Consider the following 12484-nt stretch of genomic DNA (forward strand, 5'->3'; position numbering starts at 1 on the left):
GCTCAGGCACCCCAGCCGGCCTGCACGCCGCCGACGCGGTCGGCGGCGATCTGCGCGAGGTAGCCCGACTCGGCGAAAGCCTTCATCGGGTCGGCGGGCAGTCCGCGCGACTCGCGCCACTCGGCGAGGGCGGGGCGCACGTCGGTGTAGAAGGCGTCCATGAACACGCGGTTGGCCTCGAGCACGTCGCCCGAGCGCTGCGCAGCGGCCAGCGCCGCGCCGTCGACGAGCAGCGCGCGCGCCGTCATCTCCTGCACGTTCAGCACCGAGCGGATCTGGCCGGGCACCTTGTCCTCCACGTTGTGGCACTGGTCGAGCATGAACGCGACGTCGGGGTTGTTCAGGCCCCCGCCGCGGATCACCTCGTACAGGATGCGGAACAGCTGGAACGGGTCGGCCGCGCCCACGATGAGGTCGTCGTCGGCGTAGAAGCGCGAGTTGAAGTCGAACGAGCCGAGCTTGCCGAGGCGCAGCAGCTGCATGACGATGAACTCGATGTTCGTGCCGGGCGCGTGGTGGCCCGTGTCGAGGCAGACCATGGCCTTGTCGCCGAGCGCGGCCACCTGGGCGTAGCTCGTACCCCAGTCGGGAACGTCGGTGTGGTAGAACGCCGGCTCGAAGAACTTGTACTCGAGCACGAGGCGCTGCTCGTCGCCGAGGCGCGCGTAGATCTCGGCGAGCGACTCGTGCAGGCGGTCCTGGCGGCCGCGGAGGTCGGCCTGGCCGGGGTAGTTCGAGCCCTCGGCGAGCCAGATCTTGAGGTCGCGCGACCCGGTCGCGTGCATGACGTCGATGCACTCGAGGTGGTGGTCGATGGCCTTGCGGCGCACCGCCGCGTCTTCGTGGGTGAGGGCGCCGAACTTGTAGTCGTCGTCCTGGAAGGTGTTCGAGTTGATCGTGCCGAGCTGCACGCCCAGGCCCTCGGCGTGCGCGCGCAGGTCGTCGTAGGAGTCGACCTTGTCCCACGGGATGTGCAGGGCGACCGTCGGCGCGAGGGCCGTGAACTTCTGCACCTGCGCGGCATCCGCGATCTTCTCGTAGGGGTCGCGGGGGGTGCCGGGCGTCGCGAACACCTTGAAGCGGGTGCCCGAGTTGCCGAACGCCCAGCTGGGCAGTTCGATGGCCTGCTGCTCGAGCTGGGCGAGCTGGTCTGCGGAGAAGATGCTCACGAGTTGCTGCTTTCTGCGATGGGAGCGACGGATGCCGCGTGGTCGGTGGGGGTCTGAGGGGCGACGGATGCCGCGGGGCCGGCGTCGCCGGAGGTTCCGGCGGTGGTGCCGGGTGCCGCGTGGCCGGCGGGCTCGGGCGCGAGGGCCGCGAGCTGGTCTTCGAGGTTGAACACCTCGGCGAGGCGCGGAGCGCCCTGGTCGGGCCGGGAGCCGTCGAGCGAGACGAAGAAGTCGGCCATCTCGGCCTCCCAGGCGGCGGTGCGCGGGTCGAGCTCGAGCGCGCGCTGCGATGCCGCGTCGTCGTCGGTCTCGTAGACGCCGATGAGCAGGCCGTCGGGGCGGAGGTAGAGCGAGTAGTTGCGGCGGCCGGAGTCCGCGATCGCGCGGAGCATCTCGGGCCAGACCGCGGCGTGGCGCTCGCGGTACTCGTCGAGGCGGGCGGGGTCGACCTGCAGCTGGAAGCAGACGCGTTCTGCTGCGTCGCGCTGGCTCGTCATCGAGCGTCTCCGTCCTGGTGGGTTATGAATCGTTTCAAGACTCTACATGGAACTTGGGGCGAACGCAACGGGAATGCGCTTACCGTTCGTCCGGTCCGCTTGCGGGGGAGTGCGCGGACGAGCCGTTCGCCCGCACACGCCCCGAGACGGCCGAGGCCCGGCGGGGTGAACCGCCGCCGGGCCTCGGGTGCGGCATCCGATCAGAAATCGAAGTCCGCGATGTTGTCGGCGTTGAACTCGAACGGGTCGCCGAGGAGCACGACGCCGTCGGCGCCGACCGTGTACTCGCCGAGCTTGCCCGCGTCGAACGTGTCGCCCTCTGCGCCGGTGATGTCGCCCTCGATGAGCGCCTTCGCCGCATAGGCGGTGAGGTAGCCGAGGTCGGCCGGGTTCCACAGCGCGAACGCGGTGATGGTGCCGTCCTCGACGTACTCGCGCAGCTGGTTCGGCGTGCCGAGACCGGTCAGCGCGACCTTGCCCTTGTACTCCGAGGTCGAGAGGTAGCGCGCCGCAGCCGCGATGCCGACCGTCGTGGGCGAGATGATGCCCTTGAGGTCGGGGTGGGTCTGCAGCAGTGCCGCCGTCTTGTCGAACGACGTCTGGTCGTCGTCGTCGCCGTAGACGGTCTCGACGAGCGTGATGTCGGGGTAGTCGCTCGCGAGGTACGTCTCCATCAGGTCGATCCAGGCGTTCTGGTTCGTCGCGTTCGCGGATGCCGAGAGGATCGCGATCTCGCCCGATCCGCCGATCTGGTCGGCGATGAGGTCGACCTGCACCTTGGCGATGCCCTCTGCATCGGCCTGGTTGATGAACAGGTCGCGGCAGTCGGGGTTCGTGTCGGAGTCGAAGGTGACGACCTTGACGCCGGCATCGCGCGCCTCGTTCAGCGCGTCGCAGATGGCCTCGGGGTCGTTCGCCGAGACGGCGATCGCGCCGACGCCCTGCTGGGTGAGCGTGTTGATGTAGCTCACCTGCGCGTCGGGCGTGGCTTCGGCGGGGCCGACCTCGGCGAAGGTGCCCTTGAACTCGTCGATGGCCTCCTTGGCTCCCGACGAGGAGGTGTCGAAGTACGGGTTGCCGAGGTTCTTCGGCAGGAACGTGATGGCGAGGTTGTCGCTGCCGCCACCGTCGCCCGAACCCGAACCGGAGTCGCCGGCGGCGCAGCCGGTCGCGATGAGCGCGACGCTCACCGCGAGTGCGGCCAGGGCCGCTGCGCGGGACTTCTTGTGAAACATCGTTGTTTTCCCTTCATCGGTGGTGGTCGATGGGTGATCGCATCGACACGCGTGCGCGGGCGGTCACCCTGCTGCGGAAGCCTTCGCGCGCGCGGTTCCCCCTGGTGCCCTGCGTTTCGTGCGCAGCCAAGCCAGGAAGCTGTTGGACACCACGGAGGCCACGAGGAGCACCCCTGTGATGATGTTGATGACGTCGGAGGTGACGTTCGCGAGGCGCAGGGCGCTCGCGAGGATGCCGATCAGCAGCACGCCGGCGATGACGCCGTGGATCGCGCCGCGACCGCCGAAGACCGAGACGCCGCCGAGCACGACCGCCGCGATGACCTGGAGCTCGAGGCCGGTCGCGTTGTCGCCGCGGGCGCTGCCGAATCGGAGCGTGTAGTAGACGCCCGCGAGTGCCGCGATGGTGCCCGAGAGCACGAACAGCACGAGCTTCGTGCGCTCGACGTGCACCCCCGAGAAGCGGGCCGCCGTCTTCGAGAGGCCGATCGCGTAGATGCCCCGGCCGAACGGCGTGAAGTGCAGCAGCACGACGAACACCACGAGCAGCACGAGGAAGAGCAGCAGCACGGCCGGCACGTTCGAACCGCCGAGCTTCATCTTCGCGAGGTCGGTCCAGAACTCGGGGAAGTCGGTCACCGCGGTCGTGCCGAGCAGGCCGACCGCGAGACCGCGGTAGAGCGCGAGCGTGCCGATCGTGACCGCGAGCGAGGGCAGGCCCACGACCGTGACCAGGAACCCGTTGACGGCTCCGGCGATCGCGCCGGCCACGAGCGCCACGACGATCGCGAGCTCGAACGGCGCGCCGGCCTGGGTGAGCACGCCGATGAGCACGCTCGACAGGCCGACGACGCTCGCGACCGAGAGGTCGATCTCGCCCGTGATCATGATGAGCGTCATCGGCAGTGCGATGAGCAGGATCGGGGTGACGTCGAGGATCAGGTAGGTCAGGGTGATCGGCTGCCCGAAGCCGCGCACGCTCACCGAGGCGACGACGGCGACGATGACGAGCAGGCCGACGATGGCCATCTCGCGGGTGAGCAGCAGGCGCTGCCAGAGCGGGCGGTCGTAGTCGCGGTACGTGCGCACGGGGGTGGCGGTGGAGGCGGTTGCGGTGGTCATCAGTCGTCCTCCCTGGCCGCGATGAGCTTGCGTTTCTGGCGAACGGCCAGCACGCGGTCGAGCACGATGGCGCCGATGATGAGCACGCCGACCACGGCGCGCTGCCAGAAGTCGGGGATGCCGAGAATGGGCAGGGCGCGGTTGATGGTCAGGAGCAGCACGCCGCCGATCGCGGCGCCCCACACCGACCCGACGCCGCCCGTGATGGCGACGCCGCCGATGACGGCCGCACCGACCGCGTCGAGCTCCCAGCCGGCGCCCGCCTGCGAGTTCACGGTGCCGTAGCGGGCCGTGTAGAGCACGCCCGCGAGACCCGCGAGGGCGCCCGACGAGACGAAGGCGATGAGCAGGCGGCGCGTGACGCGCAGGCCGTAGAGCTCGGCCGCGGCCGGGTCGGAGCCGATCGCGTAGAACTCGCGGCCGCCGCGGGTGTTCTTCATGATCCAGCCGATCACGACGAGCACGACGATCGCGATGATCGTGAGGATCGGGATCCACAGCACCTGGCCGGTGCCGAGGGCCAGGAAGTCCTTCGGCAGGTCGGAGGCGTTCACGCGGTCGCTGCCGGTCCAGAGCACGTTGATGCCGCGGTACGCGTAGAGCGTGCCGAGCGTGATGACCATGGCGGGCACCTTGGCGTAGGCGACGAGCGCGCCGTTCACGAGCCCGAGCAGGCCGCCGAACACGATCGCGGCCACGAACACGGCGAGGATCGGGATGCCCGGGATGTCGATGAACAGCCGCCCGGTCAGGTAGGCCGACAGGCCGAGGATCGAGCCGACCGAGAGGTCGACGTTGCGCGTGATGAGCACGATCGCCTGGCCGATCGCGACGAGCACGAGGATCGACGGGGTCAGCAGCAGGTCGCGCCATCCGTCGGAGCTGAACAGGAAGTTCGGGTTCGCGACCGTGGCGGCGATCACGACGATCACGAGTGCGAGCAGGATGCCGAACTCGCGGGCCGCTCCGACGGCCTGAAGACGCTTGGTGACGGCCGTCTTCTCGATGACGGGCGCGACCGGCGCGGGGCTGGGGGCTGGCGCGGTCACGAGTGGGCTCCCGGGGTCTGGGCGGCCGCGTGGGTCGCGGCGAACATGACGTTCTCGCTGGTGGCGTCGCTGCGGTCGATCTCGGCCGTGATGCGGCCTTCGCGCATCACGAGCACGCGGTCGGCCATGCCGAGCACCTCGGGCAGCTCCGACGAGATCATGAGGATGCCCATGCCCTTGCCGGCGAGTTCGGAGAGCAGGCGGTGCACCTCGGCCTTGGTGCCCACGTCGATGCCGCGGGTCGGCTCGTCGATGATGAGCACGGTCGGCTCGGTGGCGAGCCACTTGCCGAGCACGACCTTCTGCTGGTTGCCGCCCGAGAGGGTTCCGGCCACGGTGCTGAGCGCGTTCGTCTTGACCTCGAGGCGGCTGGCCCAGACCCGCGCCGCCCGGTTCTCGGCGCCGTTGGTGATGATGCCGGCCTTCGCGAGCTGGTTGCGGATGACGAGCGAGAGATTGCGGGCGACGGATGACTCGAGCACGAGTCCTTCCTTCCGTCGGTCCTCGGGCACGAGGGCGATGCCCGCGCTGATCGCCCGGTCGGGGCGGTTGCGCGGCAGCGTGCGGCCGCCGAGCCGAACGGAGCCGGACTCGTAGGGGTCGACGCCGAAGACGGCGCGGGCGACCTCGCTGCGCCCGGCGCCGACGAGTCCGGCGAGGCCGACGATCTCGCCGGAGCGCACCGAGAAGGTGATGTCGTGGAAGACGCCCGTGCGGGTCAGGCCCTCGACCTCGAGCAGGGGCTCGCCGATCTCGGCCTCGGTCTTGGGGAACAGCTCGGTCACGTCGCGGCCGACCATCTGGCGCACCATCTCGTCGACCGTGGTCTCGGCGATGGGCGTGGTGGCGACGTAGGCGCCGTCGCGCATGACGGTCACGGTGTCGCAGAGCGCGAAGATCTCGTCGAAGCGGTGCGAGATGAACAGCAGGGCGCGGCCCTCGTCGCGGAGGCTCCGTGCGACGGCGAAGAGGCGGTCGACCTCGACGCCCGAGAGGGCGGCGGTCGGCTCGTCCATGATGAGCACGCGGGCGTCGAGCGAGACGGCCTTGGCGATCTCGATGACCTGCTGGTCGGCGATCGAGAGGCCCTCGGCGGGGCGCTCGGGGTCGATGCGAACGCCGAGCCGCTGGAACAACTCCTCGGCCTCGCGGCGCATGGCCTTGCGGTCGATGCGCCCGAACCGGTTGACGGGCTGGCGGCCCATGAAGATGTTCTCGGTGACCGTGAGGTCGGGGAACAGCGTCGGCTCCTGGTAGATGACCGCGATGCCCGCGGCCTTCGACTGGGCGGTCGAGGTGAAGTCGACGTCCTCGCCGCGCAGGCGGAACTCGCCGGCGTCGCGGCGGTAGAGCCCGGCGACGATCTTGACGAGCGTCGACTTGCCGGCGCCGTTCTCGCCGACGAGCGCGTGGATGGAGCCGGAGTCGAGTTGCAGGCTTCCGGAGCGGAGGGCGACCACCGGTCCGAACGACTTGACGACCCGCGAGAGCTCAAGCATGGGCGGCGCCGGCGTCTGCGGCGTGTCCGTCTGCACGATGGCCTCCTCATCGAGGTGAATCAGTGAGTCTGTGATGAATCAGTGATGAATCGATTCATGTACGATTCAGGGGATACTGTATGGAACGTTTCACTCGCGGTCAAGTCACGAAGGCCGACCGCGGGCATCAGGGGTCGATCGGCAAGGGAGCTGCAATGGCCGGAGTGCGCATCCGCGATGTCGCGCAGCACGCCGGCGTCTCGGTCGGCACCGTGTCGAACGTGCTGAACCGCCCAGGCGATGTCTCGCCCGACTCGGTCGAACGCGTCAACCGCGCCATCGAGCAGCTCGGCTACGTGCGCAACGACGCCGCGCGCAAGCTCCGCGCGGGCGTCTCGACGACGGTCGGCTTCGTCGTCCTCGACGGCCAGAACCCGTTCTTCACCGACGTCGTGCGCGGCGCCGAAGACGAGGCCAGTAGCCACAACCTCGCGATCCTCTACGGCAACACCGACGAGGATGTCGCGCGCGAGCGCATGTACCTCGACCTGTTCGAGGAGCAGCAGGTGCGCGGTGTGCTCATCTCGCCGTACGGCGACATCCACTCGCGGTTGGAGCGTCTGCGCGCCCGCGGCATCCCGGCCGTGCTCGTCGACCGGTTCAGCGGCGACGGGCGCTTCAGCTCGGTCTCGGTCGACAGCGTCGCGGGCGGGCGCATGGCCGTCGAGCACCTCATCGGCACCGGGCGCCGCCGCATCGCGTTCGTCGGCGGCCCGTTCGACATGCAGCAGGTGCGCGACCGCCTCGCGGGGGCGAGGGTCGCGGCCGAGAACGCCGCGACGCCCGTCGAGATCGAGGTCCTCGCGACCGAGGCGCCGACGGTCGAGGCCGGCGTCGTCGCGGGCGCACGCATCCTCGCCCGACCACGAGGCGACCGCCCCGACGCGCTCTTCGCGGCGAACGACCTCGTCGCGCTCGGCCTGCTCCAGGCGCTCGTCGTCGACGGCCGCATGCTCGTGCCCGACGAGATCGCGATCATCGGGTTCGACGACATCCCGTTCGCCGGGGCGGCGGCCGTGCCGCTCTCGTCGATGCGGCAGCCGAGCCGCATGATCGGGCGGACGGCGCTGCGCATCCTGCTCGAGGAGACGGCCGATCCCGACCTCATCCGGCGCCAGACGGTGTTCCTGCCCGAGCTCGTGGTGCGCAGGTCGACCGCGTCGACGGCCGCCGGGGCTTCTGCGTCGGCGACGCCCGGCGCCATACGCGGGAGGTGAGCGCGATTCCTGACATCATGGCCGGAGCGCCGCTCGAAGGTGCCGCAACGAACGGAAGGGGCGTCCGGTGGCCGTCAGTGTGAAGGATGTCGCGGCCGCGGCATCCGTCTCGGTCGGAACCGTCTCGAACGTGCTCAACCGGCCCGACATCGTCGCGCCCGCGACCGTCGCGCGCGTGCAGGCCGCGATCGAGCGTCTCGGCTTCGTGCGCAATGACGCCGCCCGACAGCTGCGGGCCGGTCGAAGCCGCAGCATCGGGCTCGTCGTGCTCGACGTGCGCAACCCGTTCTTCACAGACATCGCCCGCGGCTCCGAAGACCGCGCGGCCGAAGACGGCATGACGATCCTCCTCGGCAACAGCGACGAGAACGCCACGCGCGAGGGCGCCTACCTCGACCTGTTCGAGGAGCAGCGCGTCCACGGCGTGCTCATCTCGCCCATGAGCGACGACCTGCCCCGCCTCGCGCGCCTGCGCGACCGCGGCACGCCCGTCGTGCTCGTCGACCGCGAGTCGACCGACCGCGCGTTCTCGTCGGTCGCCGTCGACGACGTCGTCGGCGGCGAGCTCGCCGTGCGCCACCTGCTCTCGATCGGGCGCCGTCGCATCGCGTTTGTCGGCGGGCCCGAGGGCCTGCAGCAGGTCGCCGACCGTCTCGAGGGCGCGCGTCGAGCCGTCGCGTCCGAACCCGAGGCCACGCTCGAGGTGATCCCGACCGACTCGCTCACGGTGCTCCAGGGCCGCGCCGCCGGCGAGATCGTGCGCGAGCGCGGCGCCGACGAACGACCCGACGCCGTCTTCGCCGCGAACGACCTGCTCGCCATGGGCGTGCTCCAGGCGCTCACCATGCAGGGCGGCCTCCGCGTGCCCGACGACGTCGCGCTCATCGGCTACGACGACATCGACTTCGCCTCCGCGGCCGTCGTGCCGCTCTCGTCGATCCGCCAGCCCGCGACGCTCATCGGCTACACCGCGGTCGACCTGCTGCTGAAGGAGGCGGCGGCCGCGGCATCCGGAACCGCCTCCGACCACGTCCGCGAGCACGTCGTCTTCCAGCCCGAGCTCGTCGTGCGGGACTCCACGCGCGCCTGACCGCTCGCCGCTCCAAGGCGGCTCCGAGCGGCGGTCACGTCACACGAACCGAACGCCGTTCGGTGCTGGCTAGGGTGGAAGGGCTGCGCGCGACAGGCACCACGCGGCATCCGTTCGACAGAAGGGCGCGCGTTGCAGAACCGCACCACCATTGAAGACGTCTATGCGGCGACGCTGCAGCGGAACCCGGGCGAGGTGGAGTTCCACCAGGCCGTGCGCGAGGTCTTCGACTCGCTCGGGCGCGTGCTCGACAAGCACCCGCAGTACGTGCAGGCCTCGATCCTCGAGCGCATCTGCGAGCCCGAGCGGCAGATCATCTTCCGGGTGCCGTGGGTCGACGACCACGGTCGCGTGCAGATCAACCGCGGTTTCCGCGTGCAGTTCAACTCGGCCCTCGGCCCCTACAAGGGCGGCCTGCGGTTCCATCCGACGGTGCTGCTCGGCACCGTGAAGTTCCTCGGGTTCGAGCAGGTCTTCAAGAACGCGCTCACGGGCATGCCCATCGGCGGCGGCAAGGGCGGCAGCGACTTCGACCCCAAGGGGCGCTCCGACGGCGAGATCATGCGCTTCTGCCAGTCGTTCATGACCGAGGCCTTCCGGCACATCGGCGAGTACACGGATGTCCCGGCCGGCGACATCGGCGTCGGCGCCCGCGAGATCGGCTACCTGTTCGGGCAGTACAAGCGCATCACCAACCGCTACGAGTCGGGCGTGCTCACCGGCAAGGGCGTCACCTGGGGCGGATCCCTCGTGCGTACCGAGGCCACCGGCTACGGGGCCGTCTACTTCACCGAGCACATGCTCGCGACCCGCGGCCGCTCCTTCGACGGCGCGCGCGTGCTCGTATCGGGCTCGGGCAACGTCGCGGTCTACGCGATCGAGAAGGTGCACGCCCTCGGCGGCACCGTCGTCGGCGCCTCCGACTCGTCGGGCGCGATCCACGACCCCGACGGCATCGACCTCGACCTGCTGCGCGACATCAAGGAGCGCCGTCGCGAGCGCATCTCGGTCTACGCCGACGAACGCGGCGGCCGGGCGAGGTTCCTGCCGGGTGCCGCCGTCTGGGACATCGAGAGCGAGGAGCGCATCGACGTCGCCCTGCCCTGCGCGACGCAGAACGAGCTCTCCGAGGCGCAGGCCGTGAAGCTCGTCGCCGCGGGAGTCGTCGCCGTCGCCGAGGGCGCGAACATGCCGACGACGCCCGGCGCGATCCGGGTGCTGCGCGAGGCCGGGGTGCTCTTCGCACCCGGCAAGGCGGCGAACGCCGGCGGCGTCGCGACCTCGGCGCTCGAGATGCAGCAGAACGCCTCGCGCGACTCGTGGAGCTTCGAGCACACCGAGGAGCGCCTGTCGGAGATCATGGCGGGCATCCACGAGCGCACGGCCGCGACGGCCGACGAGTACGGCGTGCCGGGCGACTACGTGGTCGGCGCGAACATCGCGGGCTTCACGCGCGTGGCCGACGCGATGCTCGCGCTCGGCGTCATCTGACGTTCGAGGCGACTGCCGCTGCGGATGCCGCGGGCGGCCGTCAGCGGCGCGGGTGCGTGTCCGCGGTGTCGGGCGTCCGTGCTGCGTGGTCGGCGTGCCCCGAGGCATTCGCATGGTCTGCGGCCTCTGACGCCCGCCCCGCGGCATCCGCACGACCGCCCGGGAGCTTCGGCAGCCGGATCGGCGAGGTCATCGCGACCTGCTCCGAGAAGTCCTCGGGGTCGGTCTCGGTGATGGCCGCGACCGATCCGGTGGGCAGCGCGACGCGGTCGCCGTCGGCGATGGCATCGGTGGCCGCGGCCCAGGCGACGCCGAACCGCCACGGGCGCTGGGGCGCGCGGGTGATGCGCAGTCCGCGGGCGACGACGAGCCAGCCGACGCCGATCGCGAGGGCGACGAAGGCCGCGAAGGCGCCGGCGGCGAGCGCCCAGCGGGGGCCCGCGGCATCCGCGACCCAGCCGATGACCGGGGCGCCGATGAGCGTGCCGCCCATGAGGATCGCGACGTAGAGCGCCATGACGCGGCCGCGCACGGCGGGGTCGGTCGTGGTCTGCACGTAGCCGTTCGCGGTCGTGAGCAGGGTCACCGTGCAGAAGCCGATGAACACGGTCGACGCGGCGAAGGTGACGTACGTCGGCATGAGCGAGGCGGCGACCATCGAGACGCCGAGCGCCCCGACGGCGAGGATGACGACGCGGAGGCGAGCGCGCGATCGACGGGCGGCGAGCAGTGCGGCCGTGAGCGAGCCGATCGCGAGGATCGACGACAGGATGCCGTACTCGCCGGCGCCCTCGCCGAACATGACCGCCATGGTCGAGGAGAAGATCGGGAAGTTCATGCAGAACGCACCGACGATGAACACGATGGTCATCACGATCACGATGTCGGGCCGCCCGGCGACGTAGCGGAAGCCCTGCACGAGCGCGTTGCCCTCGCGGGGCCGGCGCGGGTGCTTGATGAGCTCGCGCTCGCGCATGGCGAGCAGCGCGCCGATGAGCGCGAGGAACGTGAACGCGTTGATGAGGAACACCCAGCCCGAGCCGACGAGCACGATCAGCCCGCCCGCGACGGCCGGGCCGATGAGGCGCGCGACGTTGAACGAGGCGGCGTTCAGGGCCACCGCGTTCGATGCGTTCGGCCCGCTGACGAGGTCGGAGACGAAGGTCTGGCGCGCGGGCGCGTCGAACGCCGACGTGACGCCGAACGCGAGCGCGAAGCCGTAGAGGTGCCAGAGCTGCGCGTGCCCGCCGAGCAGCAGCAGGCCGAGGCCCACCGCGAGCAGCATGAGCACGGCCTGCGTGACGATGAGCACCTTGCGCCGGTCGAAGCGGTCGATGACGGCGCCGGTGATGGGCACGAGCACGAGCTGCGGCCCGAACTGCAGCGCCATCGTGGTGCCGACGGCGGCGGCGTTGTTGTGGGTCAGCTCGGTGAGCACGACCCAGTCCTGGGTGGTCGACTGCATCCAGCCGCCCACGTTCGAGACGATGGCGCCGATGAACCACAACCGGTAGTTGCGGCCCGCGAGCGATCGGAACATCGCGCTCACTGCGTGGCGATCCGATCCATGATCTCGGATGCCGCGAGCAGCGTCGCGCGCTCGGCGGGCGTGAGCTCGTGCATGCGCTCGGTGAGCCACGCGTTGCGCTTGTGCAGGGTCGCGGCCACGATCTCGCGGCCGGAGTCGGTGGCCGTGATGTTCGTCTTGCGGCGGTCGACGGGGTCTGGGGTGCGCACGACGTGCCCGTCGGTCTCGAGGCAGTCGACCGTGCGGTTCATCGAGGGGGCGCTGATGCGCTCGGCCTCGGCGAGCTCGGAGAGGGTCAGCGAGCCGTGCTTCGAGAGGTGCATGAGCACGGTCATCTGGCTGTCGGTGACGCGGTCGTCGGACTTCTGCGCGCGCAGGCGGCGCGAGAGGCGCACGGCGGCGAGTCGCACCTGCGAGGCGGCCTGGTCCGGGAGTTCGGTCATAGATAGTTAGCCTAGCTCATTAGCGGTGCTAATGAAATCCTCTCGCCGGTCGAGGAGGCGCGCCAGCGCCGTCTCGAGAGCCACCCCGCTGAACGCTCCCGAGTC

11 protein-coding genes are annotated in these 12484 nt (G+C 70.5%); 3 read left to right on the forward strand and 8 right to left on the reverse strand.

Features of this window, described 5'->3' with window-relative positions:
- Nucleotides 1–2 precede the first annotated feature (2 nt).
- The 6 genes from rhaI to GQR16_RS15300 form a co-directional block, all read right to left on the reverse strand.
- Nucleotides 3–1169, reverse strand: a complete 1167-nt coding sequence (gene rhaI / locus GQR16_RS15275) for an L-rhamnose isomerase (RefSeq protein WP_157416031.1) — start codon at nt 1167–1169, stop codon at nt 3–5.
- Nucleotides 1166–1666: an L-rhamnose mutarotase gene (locus GQR16_RS15280; protein ID WP_157416032.1), complete on the reverse strand. Its 501-nt coding sequence runs from the start codon at nt 1664–1666 to the stop codon at nt 1166–1168. Before GQR16_RS15280 ends, rhaI begins: the two co-directional genes overlap by 4 nt.
- 200 nt (nt 1667–1866) lie before the next feature.
- On the reverse strand, nt 1867–2901 hold the full coding sequence (rhaS, locus tag GQR16_RS15285; RefSeq protein ID WP_157416033.1) for a rhamnose ABC transporter substrate-binding protein: 1035 nt from the start codon (nt 2899–2901) through the stop codon (nt 1867–1869).
- Nucleotides 2902–2964: 63 nt separating this feature from the next.
- Entirely contained in the window at nt 2965–4023 is a 1059-nt protein-coding gene (locus GQR16_RS15290; RefSeq protein WP_157416034.1) for an ABC transporter permease, read from the reverse strand.
- Nucleotides 4023–5030, reverse strand: a complete 1008-nt coding sequence (locus tag GQR16_RS15295; RefSeq protein WP_157416164.1) for an ABC transporter permease — start codon at nt 5028–5030, stop codon at nt 4023–4025. Before GQR16_RS15295 ends, GQR16_RS15290 begins: the two co-directional genes overlap by 1 nt.
- Nucleotides 5031–5068: 38 nt before the next feature.
- A complete protein-coding gene (locus GQR16_RS15300; RefSeq protein WP_157416165.1) occupies nt 5069–6571 on the reverse strand; it encodes a sugar ABC transporter ATP-binding protein in 1503 nt (500 codons plus the stop codon).
- A gap of 194 nt (nt 6572–6765) precedes the next feature.
- Between GQR16_RS15300 and GQR16_RS15305 the strand changes: the two genes are divergently transcribed.
- The 3 genes from GQR16_RS15305 (at nt 6766) to gdhA (ending at nt 10408) form a co-directional block, all read left to right on the forward strand.
- The gene (locus GQR16_RS15305) at nt 6766–7827 is read left to right on the forward strand and encodes a LacI family DNA-binding transcriptional regulator (protein ID WP_157416166.1); all 1062 of its coding nucleotides are present in this window, start codon (nt 6766–6768) and stop codon (nt 7825–7827) included.
- A gap of 67 nt (nt 7828–7894) precedes the next feature.
- Nucleotides 7895–8917 carry a LacI family DNA-binding transcriptional regulator gene (locus GQR16_RS15310; RefSeq protein ID WP_157416035.1) on the forward strand — a complete coding sequence of 341 codons (1023 nt, stop codon included), beginning with the start codon at nt 7895–7897 and terminating at the stop codon, nt 8915–8917.
- A gap of 132 nt (nt 8918–9049) precedes the next feature.
- Nucleotides 9050–10408: an NADP-specific glutamate dehydrogenase gene (gene gdhA / locus GQR16_RS15315; RefSeq protein ID WP_157416036.1), complete on the forward strand. Its 1359-nt coding sequence runs from the start codon at nt 9050–9052 to the stop codon at nt 10406–10408.
- Nucleotides 10409–10448: 40 nt separating this feature from the next.
- On the opposite strand, the gene GQR16_RS15320 is transcribed toward gdhA, so the two are convergent.
- On the reverse strand, nt 10449–11948 hold the full coding sequence (locus GQR16_RS15320; RefSeq protein WP_157416167.1) for an MFS transporter: 1500 nt from the start codon (nt 11946–11948) through the stop codon (nt 10449–10451).
- 5 nt (nt 11949–11953) lie between these two features.
- On the reverse strand, nt 11954–12379 hold the full coding sequence (locus GQR16_RS15325; RefSeq protein WP_116080372.1) for a MarR family winged helix-turn-helix transcriptional regulator: 426 nt from the start codon (nt 12377–12379) through the stop codon (nt 11954–11956).
- Between the last annotated feature and the right edge of the window lie 105 nt (nt 12380–12484).

The organism is Agromyces allii, from assembly GCF_009749385.1.
Lineage (GTDB): Bacteria > Actinomycetota > Actinomycetes > Actinomycetales > Microbacteriaceae > Agromyces > Agromyces allii.